General features: G+C 33.3%; 22 protein-coding genes. 5 read left to right on the plus strand and 17 right to left on the minus strand.

Translation table 11 applies throughout. The annotated features are described in order from the left end of the window. The first annotated feature begins 25 nt into the window (after positions 1 to 25). On the plus strand, positions 26 to 550 hold the full coding sequence (locus tag GON26_RS18455) for an ExbD/TolR family protein (RefSeq protein WP_160376246.1): 525 nt from the start codon (positions 26 to 28) through the stop codon (positions 548 to 550). Between the two features lie 397 nt (positions 551 to 947). Here the strand turns inward: GON26_RS18455 and rpsA are convergent, their stop codons facing one another. The 17 genes from rpsA to lon form a co-directional block, all read right to left on the minus strand. After that, entirely contained in the window at positions 948 to 2,726 is a 1,779-nt protein-coding gene (gene rpsA, locus GON26_RS18460) for a 30S ribosomal protein S1 (protein WP_160376247.1), read from the minus strand. A 411-nt stretch (positions 2,727 to 3,137) separates the two neighbouring features. Continuing rightward, positions 3,138 to 3,626 carry a hypothetical protein gene (locus tag GON26_RS18465; protein ID WP_160376248.1) on the minus strand — a complete coding sequence of 163 codons (489 nt, stop codon included), beginning with the start codon at positions 3,624 to 3,626 and terminating at the stop codon, positions 3,138 to 3,140. A 1-nt stretch (position 3,627) separates the two neighbouring features. Then, positions 3,628 to 3,993 (minus strand): hypothetical protein, encoded by a 366-nt coding sequence (locus tag GON26_RS18470; RefSeq protein ID WP_160376249.1) that lies wholly within the window; start codon positions 3,991 to 3,993, stop codon positions 3,628 to 3,630. Between the two features lie 235 nt (positions 3,994 to 4,228). Then, positions 4,229 to 5,281: a TPR end-of-group domain-containing protein gene (locus tag GON26_RS18475; RefSeq protein WP_160376250.1), complete on the minus strand. Its 1,053-nt coding sequence runs from the start codon at positions 5,279 to 5,281 to the stop codon at positions 4,229 to 4,231. 566 nt (positions 5,282 to 5,847) lie between these two features. Next, complete coding sequence (locus tag GON26_RS18480; RefSeq protein WP_160376251.1) at positions 5,848 to 6,132, minus strand: hypothetical protein; 285 nt, start codon at positions 6,130 to 6,132, stop codon at positions 5,848 to 5,850. Positions 6,133 to 6,219: 87 nt separating this feature from the next. Next, positions 6,220 to 6,504, minus strand: coding sequence for a hypothetical protein (locus GON26_RS18485; protein ID WP_160376252.1), 285 nt, complete (start codon positions 6,502 to 6,504; stop codon positions 6,220 to 6,222). A gap of 273 nt (positions 6,505 to 6,777) precedes the next feature. Continuing rightward, positions 6,778 to 7,524, minus strand: a complete 747-nt coding sequence (locus GON26_RS18490; protein ID WP_160376253.1) for a LytR/AlgR family response regulator transcription factor — start codon at positions 7,522 to 7,524, stop codon at positions 6,778 to 6,780. Further along, entirely contained in the window at positions 7,517 to 9,256 is a 1,740-nt protein-coding gene (locus GON26_RS18495) for a tetratricopeptide repeat-containing sensor histidine kinase (protein WP_160376254.1), read from the minus strand. Before GON26_RS18495 ends, GON26_RS18490 begins: the two co-directional genes overlap by 8 nt. A gap of 72 nt (positions 9,257 to 9,328) precedes the next feature. Next, the gene (locus tag GON26_RS18500; protein WP_160376255.1) at positions 9,329 to 9,787 is read right to left on the minus strand and encodes a hypothetical protein; all 459 of its coding nucleotides are present in this window, start codon (positions 9,785 to 9,787) and stop codon (positions 9,329 to 9,331) included. Positions 9,788 to 10,110: 323 nt separating this feature from the next. Beyond that, positions 10,111 to 11,499 carry a DUF4153 domain-containing protein gene (locus tag GON26_RS18505; protein ID WP_160376256.1) on the minus strand — a complete coding sequence of 463 codons (1,389 nt, stop codon included), beginning with the start codon at positions 11,497 to 11,499 and terminating at the stop codon, positions 10,111 to 10,113. A gap of 132 nt (positions 11,500 to 11,631) precedes the next feature. Further along, positions 11,632 to 11,928, minus strand: a complete 297-nt coding sequence (locus GON26_RS18510; RefSeq protein ID WP_160376257.1) for a winged helix-turn-helix domain-containing protein — start codon at positions 11,926 to 11,928, stop codon at positions 11,632 to 11,634. 9 nt (positions 11,929 to 11,937) lie between these two features. Continuing rightward, a complete protein-coding gene (locus GON26_RS18515) occupies positions 11,938 to 12,552 on the minus strand; it encodes a hypothetical protein (RefSeq protein WP_160376279.1) in 615 nt (204 codons plus the stop codon). Positions 12,553 to 12,919: 367 nt separating this feature from the next. After that, a complete protein-coding gene (locus GON26_RS18520) occupies positions 12,920 to 14,296 on the minus strand; it encodes a nucleoside permease (RefSeq protein WP_160376258.1) in 1,377 nt (458 codons plus the stop codon). 67 nt (positions 14,297 to 14,363) lie between these two features. Next, positions 14,364 to 15,056 carry a (d)CMP kinase gene (gene cmk / locus GON26_RS18525; RefSeq protein ID WP_160376259.1) on the minus strand — a complete coding sequence of 231 codons (693 nt, stop codon included), beginning with the start codon at positions 15,054 to 15,056 and terminating at the stop codon, positions 14,364 to 14,366. Positions 15,057 to 15,101: 45 nt separating this feature from the next. Next, on the minus strand, positions 15,102 to 15,704 hold the full coding sequence (locus tag GON26_RS18530) for a murein L,D-transpeptidase catalytic domain-containing protein (protein WP_160376260.1): 603 nt from the start codon (positions 15,702 to 15,704) through the stop codon (positions 15,102 to 15,104). An 8-nt stretch (positions 15,705 to 15,712) separates the two neighbouring features. Beyond that, positions 15,713 to 16,732: a type IX secretion system protein PorQ gene (gene porQ, locus GON26_RS18535; protein ID WP_160376261.1), complete on the minus strand. Its 1,020-nt coding sequence runs from the start codon at positions 16,730 to 16,732 to the stop codon at positions 15,713 to 15,715. Positions 16,733 to 17,032: 300 nt separating this feature from the next. Further along, entirely contained in the window at positions 17,033 to 19,486 is a 2,454-nt protein-coding gene (gene lon, locus GON26_RS18540; protein ID WP_160376262.1) for an endopeptidase La, read from the minus strand. 285 nt (positions 19,487 to 19,771) lie between these two features. Here lon and GON26_RS18545 point away from each other — a divergent pair, with 285 nt between their 5' ends. From GON26_RS18545 to GON26_RS18560, 4 genes are read left to right on the plus strand one after another with little or no spacing between them, the layout of a single operon-like run. Further along, positions 19,772 to 20,326 (plus strand): RNA polymerase sigma factor, encoded by a 555-nt coding sequence (locus GON26_RS18545; RefSeq protein WP_160376263.1) that lies wholly within the window; start codon positions 19,772 to 19,774, stop codon positions 20,324 to 20,326. Further along, the gene (locus GON26_RS18550; RefSeq protein ID WP_160376264.1) at positions 20,323 to 20,856 is read left to right on the plus strand and encodes an anti-sigma factor; all 534 of its coding nucleotides are present in this window, start codon (positions 20,323 to 20,325) and stop codon (positions 20,854 to 20,856) included. Before GON26_RS18545 ends, GON26_RS18550 begins: the two co-directional genes overlap by 4 nt. Then, positions 20,840 to 21,898, plus strand: a complete 1,059-nt coding sequence (locus tag GON26_RS18555) for a hypothetical protein (RefSeq protein ID WP_160376265.1) — start codon at positions 20,840 to 20,842, stop codon at positions 21,896 to 21,898. The genes GON26_RS18550 and GON26_RS18555 overlap by 17 nt, the downstream gene beginning before the upstream one ends. Positions 21,899 to 21,916: 18 nt before the next feature. Further along, on the plus strand, positions 21,917 to 22,639 hold the full coding sequence (locus GON26_RS18560) for a head GIN domain-containing protein (protein WP_160376266.1): 723 nt from the start codon (positions 21,917 to 21,919) through the stop codon (positions 22,637 to 22,639). Positions 22,640 to 22,664 lie beyond the last annotated feature (25 nt).

Consider the following 22,664-nt stretch of genomic DNA (forward strand, 5'->3'; position numbering starts at 1 on the left):
ATTTTCAACTTAAAACCATTTAATTATGCGAAATCTTCCTAAAAAAGTCAGAAGCAGAAAGATGAATTCCAGAGTCGATTTGACTGCAATGGTGAGCATTTCTTTTTTATTGATTATTTTTTTTATGGTTGTTGGTGAATTGTCGAAGCCTAAGATGATGGCTCTTGGTTTGCCTGATTACGATGCTTACACATGCGGGCGTGTCAATTGTGGTGCTGGTACACAAAATCGCACTCTCACTGTTTTACTTGATGATAATGATAAAATCGTAACTTATTTTGGTTTAATAGGAATTTCCGAGATATCGCCCAAAATAGTAAAATACGGTAAGGATGGTATTAGAAAAGAATTAGCAAATAAAGCTAAACAAGTTATAGAGTATACTGGTGATTACAGAAAAAGTCTCATTGTAATCATAAAACCAAGCAAAAAATCCAATTACGGCAACTTAGTTGATATTTTAGATGAAATGGCAATTACAAAAATTGATACTTACGTTATTGTAAATGATTTTAGTCCTGAAGAGACTAAATTATTGGCTTCCAAATAAAACTTTTTTACATTTTTGTCATTTCGACGAAGGAGGAATCTCCGCAAGGAGCTCGACAAAGATTGGCGATTAAGCAGGCGGAGCCACTTGCGGAGATTCCTCGTACCTCGGAATGACAATATTGAGTTGATTCTTTTGAAAACGACTCCCCTAGCCCTGATAGAAATGGAAATCCTTTTGTGCCGGGGTTCGGCACAAAAGATTGAAATGGATAGCAGGAAATAGCTACTAAAAATCCCAAAAAATAAATTCCAAATTCCAAAGACTAAACGTTCTAAGTTCTGTTCGAACTGACAAACTTGAAACCTGAAACCTTAAACAAATAAAACCTGAAACAAAAACCCATAAAAAAAGTCCCACATTGCTGTGGGACTTTCTATTTAGAGGAAACGGAGAATTATTTTTTCTCAGTTTTTTCCATTTTAGCTTTTAATGCAGCTAATACATCATTGTTATCTCCTAAAGTTGCAGCTGGTGCGTTTGTAGAAGAGTTAGATGAAGTATTTTCAGTTGCAGCTTTCACGTTTTTCTCTTCTTCTTCACGGAAGATAGCAGTGTGAGAAGCAACTACTCTTTTGAATTCTTTGTTGAATTCGATTACTTTGAAATCAGCTGAATCACCTTTTTTCAATTTCTTTCCGTCTTCTTTTTCAAGGTGACGAGTAGGAATGAAAGCAACGATATCATCTCCGAATTCTACAGTAGCTCCTTTGTCAACGATTTCAGAAATCTCACCATTGTGGATAGTTCCTACAGCGAAAGAATCTTCGTATTGATCCCAAGGATTAGCAGTAGTTTGTTTGTGACCTAAAGATAATTTACGTCCTTCAACATCTAATTCTAATACAACTACATCTAATTTCTCACCAACATTTACAAATTCAGATGGGTGTTTGATTTTCTTAGTCCAAGATAAGTCAGAGATGTAGATTAATCCATCAATTCCTTCTTCTAATTCTACGAAAATACCAAAGTTTGTAAAGTTTCTAACGATACCTGTATGTTTAGAACCTACTGGGTATTTAGAAGTAATATCAGTCCATGGATCCTGAGTCAATTGTTTGATACCTAATGACATTTTACGGTCATCTCTGTCAAGAGTTAAGATAACAGCCTCAACAACATCTCCAACTTTTACGAAATCCTGAGCAGAACGTAAATGAGTTGACCATGACATTTCAGAAACGTGGATTAAACCTTCAACACCTTCAGCAACTTCGATAAATGCACCGTAATCAGCGATTACAACTACTTTACCTTTTACTTTATCACCAATAGTTAAATTAGCATCTAAAGCATCCCATGGGTGAGCGTTTAATTGTTTCAATCCTAATTGAATTCTTGTTTTCTCATCATCGAAATCAAGGATTACAACGTTTAATTTTTGGTCTAATTCAAGAACTTCACTTGGGTGGTTGATTCTACTCCAAGAAAGGTCAGTAATGTGAATTAATCCGTCAACACCACCTAAGTCAATAAACACACCATAAGAAGTAATGTTTTTAACAACACCTTCTAATACTTGTCCTTTTTGTAATTGACCGATGATTTCTTTTTTCTGTACTTCGATATCCGCTTCGATAAGCGCTTTATGAGATACAACAACGTTTTTGAATTCGTGGTTAATTTTTACCACTTTGAATTCCATCATTTTGTTTACATATACATCGTAGTCTCTAATTGGCTTAACGTCAATTTGAGATCCAGGTAAGAAAGCTTCAATTCCGAAAACGTCAACGATCATACCACCTTTAGTTCTGCATTTTACAAAACCATTAACGATTTCTCCTGTTTCATTTGCAGAAATAACTCTATCCCAAGATTTGATAGTACGTGCTTTTCTGTGAGATAATACTAATTGACCTGTTTTGTCCTCACGGATGTCGATTAATACTTCTACTTTGTCACCTACTTTTAAAGCTGGGTTGTAACGGAATTCGTTTAAAGAAATAACACCTTCAGATTTAGCATTGATATCAACGATAACGTCTCTATCTGTAATTCTAACAACAACTCCTTCAACTACTTCTTCTTGATCTGTAGCGATAAAAGTTTTTGATACTAGTTCTTCAAACTCTAATAAGTTTTTCTCATCTACTGCATCAATTCCTTCTTGGAAGTTATGCCAGTTAAAATTTGCTAAAAACTCTTCTTGTGATTTTAATTGTTCAGACATGCTGATAAAAAATTTGTATTCTGTTTTCCTTGAGTTTCATAAAGCAGTAGAAAAAACAGAAGTTGTTTTACATAAATAGTTGATACCTAAAGGAAACTCTTCTTTGCCAAAAGGTTTGCAAAATTAATACATTTTTTTGTAATAGCAAACTAAAATCAGCATGATTATCAGTCAATTGCTCAGGAGCAGAAGATTTTCGGGTTTTAAGGGCGTTTAGTCCCGCTTTCGCCCATATCTTTTCCTGGCTAAAGGAGCCAGAAAAAGGATATTTGGCTCTATCGGGGCTATGTTAGAATGTTTTGTAGTTTTTAAGAACGCTGCGTAAAACTCGTGTTTAAAGCGACAAACCCGACAGGTTTCAAAAACCTGTCGAGTTTACTATGTATAACTATCTATACTAAAGAGTATGTTTTATTTTTCCCAAAACTCTTTCTGAATTTTATTATATTCAATTTTAGTAAATTTGTTTTTACTTTTTGAATATGGATCAAGTTGTAACATCATATATGAGCTTACTGTTCTTTTCATTCGAATACATTGACCTGCTCCATATTCAATAAATTCATTATCATTTTTATGCTTAAATAGGACCTGTCTGATATATGGATAATCTTTTTCTACCAATGCTTTAAAAGCAAAACAGCGAACAATTGGAATTTCACATTCTGTCAATGACAATAAATCATTTGTATTTGTCTCATTTATAAATTTTATAAAGTTATCCTGATTTTCAAGATCTGATGACAAATAAACATCTTCCATTCTAAAATCTGAATAAGCTTTATTCAACTTATCATTTTTCAAAATCAAATCAAGTTTTTCTGTTGGCTTAAAACCTTCCTTTTTCTGTTCACAACTAGCTAAAAACAAAATAATTACCAAAAAACAAATATTTTTCATCTTACTTTTCACTAATTACATTTCTCTTAATCCAAAACAAACCTCCCAAAACCGAAACCGGTGCAAAAACAAAAATCGCCAGCAATTGCGTCCAGTAACTACCACTCGATTTAAAAAGCGAAAAAGTCGCAAAACCAGCCATGATAATAAAAAGTACATAATTCACTTTCAAATTTCTAGTCCTTGCAATCAATTGAGTTACGAGTCCACTGATGAAAGAAAATACAGTTCCATAAACAAAAGTCAAAACCATAAATAATCTGGAAGCCTCTGCATGCGGATTTACTTCTGAAAATCTAAAAAGAAGTACAGAACTAATTACAAAAATGGCGTAACCAATAATAACCCCTAAAATTTGTCTAATCATAATTGTATCAATTTTAAATCAAAAGTAGCTTTTATAATGAATAGTATCAATCTAAATTCAATTCAAACAGCCTCGGATTTTCAATTTTACTTTCGTCCAACAGAAAATTTTTATCGTAAAATTTCCAGGGAGAATTGGCGAAAAAATACATTTTGTTTTTGACTAAAGCAGCCAATGCAGGTTCGTTAAACTCCTTTCTGTTACTATCCAAAACCTTAAAATCAGTAATTTTAGTTTACGTTTCATTCAAATCATAACGTACAATCCGAATCGGCACTACTCCATTCTGAATCGCGATTAAAGCATTTTTATAAAAAACCAATCCGTCGATTCCTTTTTTAGAAGTTTTCTCCGGAAATTCGAGCCAGGTTTCTTTCTTAGACTTGATATCTATGGCTATAATTCCTTTCAAATAATCAGCAACAAACAATTTCGATTCGTTTTCATTCAAAGCAATGCCCTGCAGATTAAAAGCTTCTTTCCTTAAATCTTTCCACACCACTACATTTTCTTTTTCAATTTTATAAATAATCGGCGCAGCACTATCCGAAATATAAACATCGTTATTTTTAGTTACAATTAAATCTCCAAAAACAGTATTTCCTTCAACTGCAAAACGTTTGACTAATTTTTTCGTAGCAATTTCTATTTTCAAAATTTCGCTTTTCCCCTCCATTTCTTTCGCAAAACCTTTCATCTCAGGAATGGCAGCACAGGCAACCCATAAATATTGTTCATTAAAATCGGCTTTTAAAGCAAAAACCGAATAGGAACAATCCATAAACCAGTCTGAACATTTACCTTTTTCATCAAAAGAAACAATTTTTTTATTCCGAATACTCGATGCCAGCCATAACTTTTGCTTTTCCAAATAAAGTAGCCCTTCCGGATGCAGGTCTTTCTCAGAAAGCTGCCTTTTTTCAACCGAATTTTCAATGGTTTTATACTGCGAAATTTTTAATTGTAATAAATCCTTAAAACCTTTTTCTTCTTTTATAGATTCAAAATCGGCATCTTCTTCAAATGCAATAGTATTATTCGCCAGAACCAATCTTTTTAAAACCAATAAAGCATCTTCTTTTTTACCATTTAAAGCATAAGCCGAAGCTAAATTATAGGTATAAGCAGGGTGTGCTGGCCTTATACTATCCAATTGTTGAGCGAGTTTCAAAAACAAAACATACTCTTTGTTTTTATAAGCCGCTACACTTTGATCGTACAAAACCTTCGTTTGAGCAAAACCGGAAACCCCAATCAAAAGCAGAATAAATACTTTAAGCTTCAGCATCGTTAAAATAGTAATAATGAGTCACTAAGTTATTATTTTTATTTTAAACCTGTACTCGATTATTACATCATCAAAAAAATATAAAAATAACTTGTTGAGTGAAATTAATTTTAACACATAGAAACATAGCTTATTGAAGTCAAAAAAGGCGTTTCACTTGTATTAAAACATCCCGATAGTTATCGGGACTATGTATGAAGAAACGAGTTTCTTTTTGATTTCCTTTTTTTAAGCATAAAATCTATGTTTTCTCCTATGTGTTTAATTAAAGTTTTATTCATTTCACCCAACGGGTCAAAAATATATTTTGAATAGCCTCCAACTTTAGTTGGAGATTAACAAGATTCAAAGAGAATGGGCTTTAGCCAAAAATAAAGCAAATTCATTATTTGGCTAAAGCCCTTACTATATCTTAAATTATTAAACATCCAGCTAAAGTTGGAGGCTATTCAAAACAATTGATTAACTTATGTTGGAGACTATTCAATAATAATCGGTTTTAAACAACATCAAAAAGCCCCAAATACTTCTATTCAGGGCTTCTTATCAACTTTTTTTTCCAATTATTAATAGGGTGTAATAGAAACAAGATGCGGCCTACCAGATAATGGTTTGTAAATTTCAACGATAACCTCGTAAGTAAGCCCGGATAAATTAACCGTTGCAGTCGCTCTAAAACGGTAATTGGTTCCTGCCACAATCTGAGTCGAAACTGCTGTGGGATTGTATTTAACGCCAAGTAAGCCCTCCAATGCTCCTTTAAAAATGGCTAAATCTTCTGCTGTTAGAATATTATAAACGGACCAGCTGCCTAGTATTGTTTCATTATTTGTTTGCACATTATTTGACATACTTTTTTTATGTTTTAAATTACTTCTTTACTCTTACAGCTTCGTCACCCTGGTTAAATGGAGTCTAAAATCTGGTTTTTCCGAGTATTAAATTCTGGTAATCTTCACCACATACGGGTCACCCTCAAGCGGTTTTATAATCTTCACTACCGATTCGTAAGCATCATCATACGGCGGAACAGATGCCGTACATCTGAAACGGTAATTGGTTCCGGCAACAATTTGTATCGCAACTTTTGTAGGCGTATATTTTACTCCAACATAACCTTCTAATGCTTTATTAAACACCAATAAATCTTCTACTGTTAGTTTTTGAAACTCTGACCATCCGCCAACTATTGGCTCCAGGCTTGCAAGGGTTTGATTTGACATAATCGTATTATTTAGTTATTAGTCCTACTCATAAGGCTTTTAGAAAAAATCCTTTTTAATGGTTTGGATTCTTTAAAACCATTAATTTTCTAAAGTAAAACTAGTTCAGAACTAAGCTCCGGCTCATAAAAATGTCATGGAACAGCCAAATATTGTCATAAGAAACACCTCGTGAAGTACAGCATTAAAGACCTAAACGAAAAAGCATAAAAAAATCCTTCATTAACGATGAAGGATTTATAATAAACAAAAAGCGATGCAAAAGCAGTGACGCTATTTTAGGATGTGAAAGTTTTTTACAAAGTCTTTGTATTTATCGCTCAGGGTTACTTTGTGATTTCCTTTAAGGATAACCAGATTATCACTAACCATTATTTCTGTGATTTTGCTGGCGTTAACAATATAATTTCGGTGCGTCTGAAAGAACTTTGTAGCGTCTAAAAGCTGCATAATCTTCGTCAGCGATATTAAAATTACAAATTTCTCTGTCTCTGTAATGATATTGCAATAGCGGTCTTCTACTTCTATATAAAGAATATCTTCAATTTTGACCTTCTTTAGAGATTTGTTTTTTTTGATAAAAAGCGAGTCCGTACTCACTACTGTATTTTGATCTTCGCTATGAAAAGCATTCGTTTGCCCGTAAAACTTTTCTACGGCCATTTCTAGCGCATATAAAATTTCAAGTTCATTAAAAGGTTTCAATAAAAAGCTGAAAGGTTTCGTCAGTTTAGCCCGCTCAAAAATCTGACGATCTTTAGAACTGGTTAAAAAAACGAATGGTTTCTGACCGTTAGGCACAATATTAATCGTCTCTGCAAAAGTAATTCCGTCCGGTTTTCCGTCTAAAAAAACATCAATAACCACAATATCAATTGTGGTTTGATAAAATAGTTTTAATGCCTCGGTATACGTTGGCGCAACCCCTACAATATTGTAATTGTTAGCGGTAAGCACCTTTACAAGCACCTCACTTTCGGCAGGAGTATCCTCGATAATAAGTACATTTATATTATCCATTGGTTTTAAACTTTGGTAACGCAATAATCATTTTAGTTCCCACATTTTCTTCGCTTTCGATTTGCAGTCTGCCTTCGTTTTTATGAAGCATACTTTTGCACAATTGCAAACCCAATCCGGTTCCTATAGCATCGTCGTTTTTCTTTTTAGAAAGCAGTACTGTTTCTCTTAGCAATTCTTCTCTCGTTGCAGCATTCATTCCTGATCCGCTATCTTCGATAACCAGGTAACAGAAATCCTCAGAGGAAGGACGTGTGTAAATTGAAATTTTTCCATTTTCCTGAGAGAATTTAATCGCATTGTCTAACAAGTTCCTTATAATTATTTTAAGCGAATCCAAATCAGCAAAAACATAATCTGAAGCTGAAACATTGCTTTCAAAATGAATGTTTTTGTTCAGCATCAACGACTTGTAATTGTACTCTACATGCTGTACAATAGCGGCCAGATGCAATGATTCCTGAAAGAAATACCCTTGTTGTGTTTGCAGCAAAGCCCAATTAAGCAGGTTATCTAATAAGTTATAAGCACCATTAGCAATCGTACTGTTGTTATGAAGCAAAACATCGAGCTCACTGTAATTTTTGGTTTCCAGATTCTCGATTAATTTACCATTACTTGTTTTTAAAGCATTTACAGATGATCGTAAATCATGACTCACAATCGAAAACAATTTATCCTTTGTGGCGTTCAAGACATCCAGCTCATTTTTTTGAGCCAGAATAATTTTATTGTTCCTGATTTTTTGTCGATAAAAATAAACACCCGCCCCAAACAAAGCAAGCAGTAAAACCGAAGAAATGAGAAACCCATTTCGTTCGGCTACTTTTACTTTATTCTCAGCTGCAAGAACATTAACTTCTTTTTGTTTTTGCTTTATGGCGAATTTCTTTTCAAGATCAGCAATTGCCCAGACTTTATTCTGGTCGTTTAAGGAATCTTTCCAGGTTTCGTATTCTTTTCTGTAAGTTAAGGATAGTGGGAAATTCTTCCTGTTTTCCTCTACTACTGCCATATTCAAAGTAGCAGTTCGTCTAAGTTCAAATGATTTTATTTTTTTAGAAAGATCATAAGCCTTTTTAAAATAAGGTATTGCCAGATCATCTTTATATTGATTGTAATACAAACTGGCAATATCCATATAAGAACCGGTAAGCATTAAGCTGTCTTTTGCAAGCTCTTGCAATTTTGCACCTTTAAATAAATATTCTTCAGCTTTATCAAATTTTTCCAGGTGCAAATAGCATAATCCTATATTGTGTAAAACCGAGCTTCTATTAAAATCATAAGTACCCTCATGTGGAAGTTTTTCTACTTCCTGAAAGTATTGTAGCGCATTTTTTGGTTTATCCTGTTTTAATGCAATTTCACCTAAATATAATTTTACCTTGTAGTAAAAACTAAATCCAGATGAAATCTGTTTAAATTCTTTTTGAGCTTCTTTAAAAAGCTTTTTTTTATAAAAACTAATAGCCCTGAAATAATGACAATAATCTTTAAGTTCTTTATTTTCAGAGCTACTTAATTGCTTCATAGAATAAACTAAAGTAGAATCCCAATTGTTTTCAAAGAAGAACAATTGAGCTTTATTAAAATTGACTTCTTTATTAAACTCTTTAGCTTTATTTTTAATTTCATCGTTTAATAAATTACCTCCGTTTTTCCCTTGTGAAAAAAGAAATAACTGAGAATTTATTAAGAAGACAAAAATTAAAAATTTAATTTTTATCATAATAAGAATATTAGATGATGGCTCATTTTATTCATTGTTGAACCTAACTTTGCAGATAAATTTTATTTTCTATTAATTTTCCTGAACATTAGTTTCTGTCCCTCTTGAAGTTATAGGATCAATGTCCCAAAGGAAAGTTTGGATTGTTTTTATTTGAGAAAAATGATCCACAAATGGAATTGGATTTGCATCAAAGCTAACTTCGTACATATCAAAATCTATTCCTTCATATTCTGTCATATCATAAGCTACAAAAAATTGCAACTGAGGTACTCCATCAATGTCCACATAACAGTTTTGATAGATACTAAAATCAAGCGTATTCTGGCCTTTTGCAATAAATACAACCGCTTTAATCGCTAATACTTTCTTGTTGTTTTTTAACTGAGCATTTACAACCGGAGGCAAAAGCGCTTTCGATCTGTTATCCGGGAATGAGATAGAACCTAATGGCTCGCTTGGTAATGAATCGACGATACAAACTCCAGGAGGGAATCTTTTGGCTGGGTCTTCTGAGGTAATGTTTTTCATAGTTGATTGGTTTTAGGGTTTGTTTTTAGATAATTTATTGATTATTTATATTTTTAAGAAAAACTTTGATTACGCTGAAACAAAACTGCTTAAAAACTTCAATAATTTAGGATTCAAATATAATAAAGTTTTTCTTAATAAGTTTTATGCTTTTGTAATATGTAGTTTAATTAATAAATTTTACGTTAATTCATTGAAGAAAATAAGGACTAAAGAATGAAAAAGTATAATGTTAGATTATTCACTTTAAGATAATTAAACAAAAAAAAACTCCAAAGACAATTAGAATATCCTTGGAGTTTTTTATAAAAACATTTAATATGCTATTTAATTTCATTCAGAAACTCATAATAAAGGGCTTTTGACAAAAACGAATCCTTTTGTCGTCTGGTAATTTCCTCTTCTCTGTAAGATTCGAGATACTTTCCGTCCAGATTATGCGATTTTAAATACTCACGGCGCAGTTCATCATTAAACTCTAAACTACTTAAAAATTTAGGTTCTACTCCTTTGTTTACGGAAATGTTGTAATTCGTAATTAGATTTCCCCAATTAACAAAACTGCAAATCAAGACTGTTCCGTAGCAATACCAAACCATCTGATTAAAAAGGAAAGCATTTGTTTTTTGCTTCGTAATTTTGAAAAAAGAAACTATCAAACCGATTATGGCTAAAACCAGAAAAGCATATACTCCTAATCGTTTATAGGTCAGGCCAAAAAATGAAACGTATTCCGAATTTTTAATAATAGCACTCACTATTAAAACACCGTTTAAAAACAGCCAGATCTTAGCCAGCTTTTTGAGTTGTGTAGCTTTTTCATCAAAATTAAAGCCTCCTTTAAAATAAAATAAAATAACGCCAACTGCCATTACGATTGAAAAAATAACGGCATTTACTCTTTCGTGTGTGTCTGAACTTAAGTTTGATTTTTCAACCACCTCAAAAAATTGCTCGTAATTGTAAGTCGCAATAAAAACCAAAAGCAGGGCATTTAACAGAAAGAGCGTGATTTCGCCGCTTTTTCTTTCAAAGTCAATATCCAGAAAAGAAAAGGAATTCTGGTTTTGCGTTTTGGCCGTTTCTTCAAAATCATTATCCAGTATGTGGTTCTTCTCATAACAAACCTCCGGAATCCAGTAATTCCAGAAGGTAAATGAAATATAAAAACCCAGACCAGTAAGTACAAACGCCTGCCAGACATCTATATCCAAATAATAATCGGTAAACAAAGACGAAAAATGGTCGCTCCCGAAAGAATAAACAATAAAAAATAATCCTAAAAACACAGCCGGAATAACAAAATAAGCAATCAGTTTTTTAGCAAACCCATTGTTGACTTTTCGTTTAGGAAGGTATTGGCTGAACATTAAGATGCGTCCTAATGAAGCAATTCCGTTTACTATGACCAACGGAAACAGCTGCAGCAGTTTAAGTTTAGGTTCCTGAGTTCTGAATTGCAGAAAAACAACCGACAAGGCCAAAGCCAGAAATGATACAAAATCGCCATACCAGGCAAAAGCAAAACAAGACAATACGGATGTAATGACCAAAATAAGGTGCGTTCGGGTGGTAAATTTCTCCTGAAAGAAATAACAAATGGCGGCTATTTGTGCCATCGCAAAAATGGCCCAGTTAAGACCTAAATCTTCATTGTAGAATAGCAGTGTAAAAATCAAACTGCTGGCTAAGATAAATTGTAGTTTTTTCATGTTTGTTTTATTTTTTATTGGTTCTTTAAGTTTTCGCTTTGTTTACGTGATTTGGTTGTACAAATACAATTGGAATAATTCGATATTAATTTAAAAGTGCTTTGTAATTCAAAGTTTTTAGGTAAAAAAATTTTAGTTATTCGATTTCATTAATTTTTCAAGGCTATTCAGGTGCTCATTAAAGGCCGCGCGTCCTCTATTGGTCACTCGATAGGAGGTTTTGGGTTTTTTACCCACAAATTCTTTCTTAACTTCGATATATTCACCCTTTTCCAGCGCCGATGAATGGCTGGCTAAATTACCATCGGTGATGTTTAAAAGGGTTTTCATTTCGGTAAAATCTATCCAGTCATTGACCATCAGAATAGACATAATACCTAATCTGACACGACTTTCAAAATCTTTATTTAATTTATCAATGATTCCCATTAGAGGTTTTTATTTATATTTTTTGAACATCACTAATCCGTACAAGATATGCAAAATACCAAAGCCTAGTATCCAAAAAACTAAACCATAACCCAGATAAAAAAGAGAAATACATCCTAAAACTAATTGGCAATAGCCCAAATATTTAATATCCGAAAAAGTATATTTTTCAGCATTTACAAGAGCTAAACCGTAAAACAACAATGTTACAGGCGCAATCAAAACATACGATTGATGGTACAATAGCGCCAGACAAAATACTCCTCCGACTGCTAAAGGTACAGCAAGATTGAACAACATATTTTTGGTAGTCGAGGTCCAGATGGGCAAATTGTATTTTTTACTTTTTCTAACGGTGAATAAAATTCCGAACGTTAAAGCAAAAGCAAATATTATGATACCGCTCACAATAAGATCCCAAATTAAATCCATAGAAAACATAATATTTTTTCCGTCAAAGTAATGGATTCCGTTTTTCTCAAACAGCTGAAAAACATACAATCCACCAATTAAAGCGGAGAGTCCGGCAAAAACGCCTGAGAGTCCGCTAAGCGATATAAATCTTGAAGAACGCTCCATCATAGAGCGAATGTGTGATAGGTCTTCCTGGTGCTTCTGATTCATAATTAAAGTACTTTGAAGTACAAAGTTATTCATTATTTTGAATTGGCAATTTATTTTTTTGATTTTTTTTATTGAAATAGAAAAAAATAAAAGTTCGTATTCGGATAAAGCTAATGGAAATTAAAAATCGAAAAACAATTGACAGAGATTATACCTACAAGGTTTTGGAAACCTTGCAGGATCGTTACGAGGAGCGTGAGGGATAGGAATAAGCTACCGAAGTAGCATGGATAGCCCGACCGTACCGAGATAAGAAGGCGTATGTACGCAAAGTATATTTGCCTTCTTATCTCGGTACGGTCACGCCCAATATACCTTAAAGCAACAAAGCCTGCTCATGAGGAACAGGCTTTGTTTGTATGTTTTTTTAATGACTTAAATTCTCTAATTCTTTTGGATCATGTTTGTGTTTAAACAAAATGGCAAAAGCAATCGCAATGACTAAAGCGTAGGCTGCAAATGATAACCAGATGGTGTGCCAGTCTTTCATTAAAACTGGATTGCTGAATAATCCTTCCGGAGAAATAGATTTTCCTTGTTCTTTTACAAATTCTAACATTTTAGGATTTGTAGTTTCGGTTTGTAAAAATCCAGATAATTCAATTGTATTACTGAATGATTTCGTAAAGAAACGATCTATCGCCCAGCCAGAAGTTAAGCTCCCCAAAACCGCTCCTACTCCATTGGTCATCATCATAAACAATCCCTGAGCCGAAGAACGTATTTTAGAATCGGTATTGCTTTCTACGAATAGTGAACCCGAAATATTAAAGAAGTCAAATGCCATTCCGTAAACGATACAGGACAAAACAATCATCCATAATCCGTCAACAGGATCTCCAAAAGCAAATAATCCGAAACGTAAAACCCAAGCCAGCATACTAATCAACATGACTTGTTTGATTCCGAAACGTCTTAAGAAAAACGGTATTGCCAAAATAAATAAGGTTTCAGAAACCTGAGAAATTGACATGATAATCGTCGAATATTTTATGACGAATGAATCGGCATATTTTGGGAAATGTTTGAATTCGTCCAGAAAAACATCTCCATAAGCATTGGTTAATTGTAATGCGCCTCCTAAAAACATAGAAAACACAAAAAACAATGCCATTTTATAATTTCCAAATAATTTGAAAGCCTCCAGACCTAAAGTTTCAACCCAGGAAGCATTTTCTTTAGTCAAACGCTGTGGTTCACATTTTGGTAAGGTAAAGGCATAAATACCAAGAATCAAAGCTCCAATTCCAGCAATGTAAAACTGATATTCGGTTGCTTTACTTCCACTTAAATTGGTAATCCACATGGCGACAATAAAACCTATTGTTCCCCAAACGCGAATGGGTGGAAAATCTTTTACTATATTTTTGTTATTTAGTTTTAATGAAGTGTATGAAATTGAATTACTTAAAGCAATGGTTGGCATATAACAACACATGGCCGCAAACATGACGTAAATAAAATTTTCGGGTGTTGTAATTTGTGCGATACCGAATAAAACTAATGCGTAAGCGATGTGCAATACACCAAATAATTTTTCGGCATTAACCCATCTGTCAGCAATAATACCTGTCAGCGTAGGCATAAATAAAGAAGCAATTCCCATGGTACCGAAAACTAAACCAAATTGTGTTCCTTCCCAATTTTTAGTTCCAAACCAATAATTTCCAATTGTGATTAACCAGGCTCCCCAGACAAAAAACTGAAGAAAACTCATTATAATCAATCTGTTTTTAATTCCCATACGATGAAATTGTCTTTAAAATAAATGAAGCGGTAAAACTACCATTAAAAATAATATTAGCAAAAAATTAAGCTGTTTTAACAACTTCATTTACCAATTCCAGAACTGCAGCAAATTGTTCCTCTCTTGTTAAGTAGGAATTATCTATTTCTATGGCATCATCGGCAATTACTAAAGGAGAATCTTCGCGGTGTGTATCGATATAATCTCTTTCTACAACATTTTTTAAGACGTCTTCGTACGAAACTGTATCCCCTTTTTGTTGTAATTCGTCAAAACGTCTTTGTGCACGGGTTTCTGCACTGGCAGTCATAAAAATTTTGAGTTCGGCATCAGGAAAAACTACAGTTCCTATGTCTCTACCGTCCATAACGATAGCTTTGTTTTTGCCCATTTCCTGTTGTTGCTCTACTAATTTGGAACGAACTTCAGAAACTTCGGCTACTCTGCTCACATAATTTGAAACCTCGATGGTTCTGATTTGGGTTTCGACATTTTCGCCATTCAGGAACATTTCGGCAAAACCTAAATTGGGATTGAATTTGAATTCTAATTGAATATTGGGTAAAGCTTCGATTAAAGCTTTTTTATTGAAAGAATCGGCAGCGATTAATTTATTTTGCATAGCAAAAAAAGCTACGGCGCGGTACATCGCTCCGGTATCTACATATACGTATTCTAATTGTTTGGCTAATTGTTTGGCTAAAGTACTTTTGCCTGTTGACGAGAAACCGTCGATTGCAATGGTTATTTTTTTCAAAATAATCTTTTGGGTTTTATGAAATTTGTAATTGTGGGATTCTTTTTAGTAATAAATTTCTAAAATAATATTGGTTTTTGAGGCATCAATTATTTTTTCGATTCTTTTAAAAAATTGCTCGTTTACCATTGGACATCCCTGACTGTTGCTTATATAATAATCTTGTTCCTCGTATGGAACTGCAGAATAATGATGTAACACAATGGCTCTTTCAAAAGCCTTATTATTGGTTTCTTCAAGACCGTTTAGACGATATGCTTTTCCAAACATACCTTTATAGTTTTTTCCAATGGAATATTTTCCTAACGAAGTGCACTTAGAATTTGGCGTATTGCTAAATCTTAATTCTCCTTTTACACCTGTTTCTGAACCTGAGCCGTGTGCTACAAGCCCCTGATCTAAAATTTTATTTGTTTCTAAATCATATACAAAAAAACGATTTTTGGCAGATGGAATTCTCATATCTACTAAAAAAGCAATTTTTTTATTGTATTTTGATTCCGAATTAATCATCGTTTTTAAATCATTAACATGAAAATTAACTCTTTCTAACACGACACTGCTAAGCGCTTCTGCTTTGGTATATTTTTTTGAGCTAATGGTTAAAAAGCCAATCATCACAAATAGTAAGGTGTAAAATGTTCTCATATAAGGTGCTATTGAAGATTTATAATAAGTCCAAAAAGACTTGTGTTTGCTGCTAATGTATATCTTGAATACGAATAATTAAATTTTAAGCGGTTCATTTTTAAACCAAATCCTAATGAAACTCCAGAAAAATTGCGTTGCTCTTCGATACGTAATTCTTCGGCTCTTCTAAAATTATAACCCAAACGAATATTAAAGGCACGTTTAGGAAAAAGTTCAACTCCAAAAACAACATGTCGTAAAGCATTGTTTACGAACGAAACTTTTTCTTCGCTGGTGGTTCCGTCTATATTGGTTTCGCCACGAACAGGATTCGAAAAAGAAATATTCCATTGTTGTAAATTCTCTAACGAAAGATGCCAGCGCAACGGAACATGCTCTAATTCCTGTGAAACTCCTGCAATAATTTCTAATGGTAATTTTTCCTGAATTCCGGAATAGGTCGTGAACTGAGTTCCTATATTACGAATTACAAAAGCCCAATTGACATCGTTATATTCATCAACATATAAAAAACCTAAGTCAATAGCGCCTCCAAAAGAATTATAAGTATCTAAAGTGGATGTTATCAATTTTGCATTTGCACCAACATGAATATCGGTATAAGGAATATTGTAAGCGTAGCCAAATGAAAGTGCTGCTTCGCTTCCGGTAAAATCAGAAGTAGCCTGACCATTTTCGTCATAACCTTCAAAATTACCGTAGTTTACATAATTAATCCCAGCATGAAAAGTCTGCAAATGTCTGTCATAGGTATAGGCATACGAAGCCGTTCCGTATGAAACTTCTCCGTAAAGACTTCCGTAATTCATTGCCAATTGGTTGTCCATATCTACATTCAGAGTAGCGGGATTAAACATCACTTGATTAACGTCAGCGTCATAAATTGTTATTGATTTACCTCCTAAAGCTGCCTGTCTTGGCGAAGTCGTTAAGTTTAAAAACTGATAAGTGTAACGACCTCCAATTTGCCCGTATGAAACGGTACAAACTAAAACAATAAAAAGAAAAACAAGTTGTTTGAACATGTTTATGATTGGCTTCTAAATTCTAAACGCAAATACAAAGATAAAATTATAAGTGTTCTAAAAAATAAAATCGAAATAAATTTACACCTCAAAACATAAAAGTTTCATAATTACCATTTTAATAGAAAAATTCCAATAAAAAAATTCCAAATTCCAATGCTTAAAATACAGATTTAAAATTTGGGATTTGGAATTTAAAGGATTAAAATTAATTATAAAATACAATAAAAAAATTCCAAATTCCAATGCTGAAAAAACAGTTTGGAATTTGGAATTTAAAAGATTGGAATTTTAAAAATTTTATTTCAACTCTTTAGCATTTTTAGCTTTTTGATCTGTTAATGCCAAAGCGAGTACTTCGCTCATTTCTTTTACATAGTGAAAAGTCAGGCCTTCAAGATATTCTGCCTTGATTTCATCAATGTCACTTTTGTTTTCGTGACATAAAATAATTTCTTTAATGTTGGCTCTCTTTGCAGCTAAGATTTTTTCTTTGATTCCGCCAACAGGCAATACTTTTCCACGAAGTGTGATTTCACCTGTCATTGCAAGGCTTTTCTTAACTTTCTTTTGTGTCAATAAGGACACTAAAGAAGTTAACATTGCAATTCCAGCACTTGGTCCGTCTTTTGGCGTAGCGCCTTCCGGAACGTGTAAGTGAATGTTATATTTCTGGAATAATTCAATACTTAAACCTAACTTTTTAGCATTTGCTTTGATGTATTCTAAAGCAATTGTAGCCGATTCTTTCATTACAGTTCCTAAATTCCCTGTAATGGTCATCGCTCCTTTTCCTTCAGAAATCAAAGATTCTATAAACAAAATATCGCCACCAACACTTGTCCAGGCCAAACCTGTAACCACTCCGGCAACATCGTTATTTTCGTATTTATCACGCTCTAATCTTGGTACTCCCAAAACCGTTACAATATCTTCGTCAGTTACTTTTTTATTGTACTCCTCCTCCATCGCAACCGATTTGGCAGCATTACGAATGACTTGCGCAATTTTCGTTTCTAAGTTACGTACACCAGATTCACGTGTGTATCCTTCAACGATTTTCTCTAATTGTTTTTTACCAATTGTCAAATCTTTGCTGGTTAACCCGTGTGCTTCTAGTTGTTTTGGAAAAAGGTGTCTTTTAGCAATTTCTACTTTTTCTTCAATCGTATAACCTGACATTTTGATCACTTCCATTCTGTCACGCAATGCAGGCTGAATGGTTGCCATATTATTCGAAGTCGCGATAAACATCACTTTAGATAAATCATAACCCATTTCAAGGAAATTATCGTAAAAAGCATTGTTTTGCTCCGGATCTAAAACTTCAAGCAAAGCCGAAGAAGGATCACCGCTGTTTCCGCTAGACAATTTATCAATTTCATCTAAAATAAAAACCGGATTCGAAGTTCCTGCTTTCTTTAAACTCTGAATAATTCTTCCCGGCATCGCACCAATATACGTTTTTCTATGTCCGCGAATTTCTGCTTCGTCACGCAAACCACCCAGCGAAATACGTACATATTCACGTCCTAAAGCTTCAGCTACTGATCGGCCAATAGATGTTTTTCCAACTCCCGGAGGCCCTGTCAAACAAATAATTGGCGATTTCATATCATTACGAAGTTTCAATACAGCCAGGTGTTCGATCATTCTTTTCTTAACTTCTTCAAGTCCAAAATGATCTTTATCCAATATTTTCTGAGCATGTTTTAAATCGAATTTGTCTTTAGAAAATTCACCCCAGGGCAATTCTAAAAACAACTCTAAATAGTTACGCTGAATTCCAAAATCCGGCGATTGCGGATTCATTCTGCGCATTTTAGATAATTCTTTTTCGAAATGTTTCTGCGTTTTTTCGTCCCATTTTTTAGACTTCGCTTTCACGCCCATTTCGTCCATTTCTTCCTCTTGCGAAACGCCTCCCAATTCTTCCTGAATGGTTTTCATTTGCTGATGAAGGAAATATTCGCGTTGTTGCTGGTCTAAATCAAAACGAACTTTTGACTGAATGTCATTCTTCAATTCTAATTTTTGCAGCTCCACGTTCATATAACGTAAAGTTTCTAAAGCTCTGTCTTTTAAACCATTTATCGATAACAAACCTTGTTTTTCCTTTACCGATAAATTCATATTAGAAGAAACAAAATTGATTAAAAACGACTGGCTTTCAATGTTTTTAATCGCAAAAGTAGCTTCTGAAGGAATGTTTGGACTTTCCTTTATAATTTGAATCGCCAACTCTTTAACCGAATCTAAAATAGCGGTGAACTCCGTATCGTTTTCATCAGGGCGTTCTTCCGAAACTTCTTTGATAGTAGCTGTTATGTATGGCTCTTCAGAAGTAACTTCGTCAATTTCGAAACGTTTTTTCCCTTGCAAAATAACCGTAACATTTCCGTCAGGCATTTTTAAAACACGAAGAATTCTGGCTACTGTACCAATTTTATGAATATCATCTTTTGATGGATCTTCGTCTTCTTCGTTGATTTGCGACACTACACCAATGATCTTTCCACCAGCGTTTGCATCATTAATAAGTTTTATAGATTTGTCTCTTCCTGCCGAAATTGGAATTACAACTCCTGGAAACAAAACCGTATTTCGTAAAGGTAAAATAGGCAACGAAACAGGAAGTTCTTCGTTGTTCATTTCCTCTTCGTCTTCGGGAGTTAATAATGGAATTAATTCTGCTTCTGAATCAAATTCTTGAAGTGACAGATTGTCAATAGTGAGTATTTTATGGTTTGACATAATAATATATAAGTCTTTTTGTCATTAAATTTTACATTCTAACTGCATAGAAAGGCTTAGAAAAGGTGGTATTCTCTAAATCTTCACCAAATTTTTCATTTACAAGATAGACCGTAAAATTAGACAATCATTATGCCAAAAGCAAAAAGATTGATTTGAATTGTAATCCTGTAAATCAATTTGCAAAATAAAGAGAGGCGTTTGTAAAAAAAATAAAATTAATTTTATCAAAACTGTAACATATCAAAAAAAACAAAGTCATTATAAAAAACTAGCAACCATTACTTGAGTATAACCAATCAAAATATCGAAGAATTAATCGCGCTTTGTAAAACAAACAATCAGAAGGCACAATTCGAAATTTACAATCGGTACAGTAAAGCCATGTTCAACGTGGCGTACAGGATAGTAAAAGACGAACACTTTGCGCAAGACGTTATGCAAGAAGGCTTTTTGAAAGCATTTACAAAAATCAATGACTATAAGCAGGAAGTTGCTTTTGGGGCGTGGCTAAAAAAAATAATTATCAATTACAGTATTGATTTTTATAAAAAAAACAACGCATTTCAGGTCGAAGATTTAAGTAAAACGCTTTACAAAGTCGAAGAAAATGACGGTGTTTTATCTGAGAACATCGATTTGAACACCTTAAAAGTGAAACAGGTTTTGGATGTTATTTCGAGTTTAAAAGACAATTATCGAATGGTTTTGACACTCTTTTATATTGAAGGTTATGATCAGGAAGAAATTTGCGAAATTTTGAATATCAGTTATGCCAACTGCCGTACGACGTTGAGCAGAGCAAAAGAAAGTTTACGAAAAAAATTAGAGGAAATATGAGAAAGAATGATGACGATTTAGATCAATTATTTGAAAAATTTGAAAATCAATGGGATGTACAGGAATTAAATTCAGACCATCAGATTGATTTCCTTAATAAATTAAATACAAAACAGCCAAAGAAAAATTTTGCTGCTGTTTGGGCGATTGCGGCTTCGATTGTGGTACTGCTTGGAATATCGGTTTTTTATCATAATGAAAAACCAAAAGAATTCAAGTTTGCCTCGCAGGAAACCAAACGTACTGATTCTATTTTTAACATATTAATCGAAAATGAACTCGTAAAACTTCAGGAAAAAAGTTCGCCAGAAAACGAACAGATTATTAATGATGCATTAAAACAAATGAAAGTTTTTGATGCCGATTATGAAAAAATTTTAAAAGAAGTTCAGAAAAACGGTGAGAACAAACAAATTATTTATGCTATGATTAGCAATTTGCAAACCCGAATTTCTTTTTTACAGACAGTTTTACAACGCATAGAAGAAAATGAAAAATTTAACAACACTACTAATGAAAAAACACTATAACGTACTGATTTTATTATTGTTAATTCCGTTTTTAGGAATTGCTAACGATGATACATTTATTTCTAAACAAAAAAGTATTAAAAAAACCTATATCGTAAATTCCAATGCAGGAATCGATATCGACAACAAATACGGTAACATTACAGTCTCTACCTGGGATGAGGACAAAATCGACCTTGACATTACCATTAAAGTTACAGGAAACAATGAAAACTGGGTAAACGATAGGCTCAACAGCATTGATGTTGACATTACAGCATTGAAATCACTGGTTACAGCTATAACAAACACGGGGAATTCCAGTTATAAAAGCAAAGGAAGCAATAATAGTTTTGAAATTAATTATGTCATAAAAATTCCTAAAAACGGTTCTGTAAAACTCAATAATAAATACGGAAATATTTCGGCTTTGAGCCTGGAATCTAGTACTGATATTACTTGTAAATACGGAAAAGTAACTTTGGGAAAATTAAACGGGGCCAGCAACCGATTTGAAATTGGTTATTGCCAAAATTCAAGTATTGATTACATCAGAACAGGAAACATTGAGGCTCGCTATTCTGGTTTAAAAATTAATTATGCCGGAACTATACATCTGGATGCTAATTATACCGATATAACAATTGGCGAGGGGCAAAATATCAATTACGATTGTAACTACGGTACATTCAAATTTGAGAAAATCAACTCTTTTTCCGGTGCAGGAAATTATATCACGATTTCTATTGGAGAAATTTCGAAAAACTTTAGCTTCGACGGAAATTATTCAAAAATAAATGTTGAAAATCTAACCGAAAAAGCCAATAATGTAAACATCAACACGGGTTATACTAATATTTCATTGGGTTATGATATCAATTATGCTTTTGATTTTGATATTGTGACAAAATATGGGAATATCAAGACAGACGGTTTGGAAGTTCTGGTTACCGAAAGCAAAAGCAATACTAAAAGAATCAGTGGTTATAATAAGAAAAAAGGCCAAAATAAAGTGGCTGTAAACTCTAATTATGGCAATGTTATATTAATCAAAAAACAATAATCATAAACAATCAATCAAATGAAAAAATTAGTTTTAATTACCATTTTTAGCGCATTCTTAATGAGTTTTACGGCAAATGCGCAAGAAAAGATTAAGGGAAATGGCAAAGTCACTTCTCAGACAAGAAATACTTCAGATTATGATGCTATAAAAATAGCAGGGTCTTTTGATGTAGATTTAATAGCTGGAAAAGAAGGAACTATTACCATCAAGGGTGAAGAAAATTTACTATCAGCCATAAAAGTTGAAGTGGAAGATAACTCCCTAAAAATTTATACCCAAAAAAACATTCAAATCAGGCCTAGTACCGGAAATAAAATTCAAATAACAATTCCATTTGATAAAATTTCTTCAATTGCACTTGCCGGTTCAGGAGATATTCTATCGAAAGATGTTATCAAAAACGATAAATTTTCAGCCAAATTAGCAGGTTCTGGAAAAATAAATTTAGCTGTTGACACCCATACATTTGAATTAAGTTTAAGCGGTTCCGGAGGTGCAATTGTCAAAGGTTCTGCAGATAATTTCACAACAAAATTGGCTGGTTCAGGAAATATTAATGCGTCTGACCTAAAATCTAAAACAGCAGAAGCTAATGTTTCAGGCTCAGGAAATAGCATTGTAAACTGCAATCAAAACTTAGTTGCCCGAGTTGCTGGTTCAGGAAATATTAAGTACTTAGGAAATCCTGAAAAACAAGATGTAAAAGTTTCGGGTTCTGGTAATATTACCAAAGGATAAAATAAAAACCCAATCATTTTTATAA

It is taken from the genome of Flavobacterium hydrocarbonoxydans (assembly GCF_009789235.1).
Taxonomy (GTDB): domain Bacteria; phylum Bacteroidota; class Bacteroidia; order Flavobacteriales; family Flavobacteriaceae; genus Flavobacterium; species Flavobacterium hydrocarbonoxydans.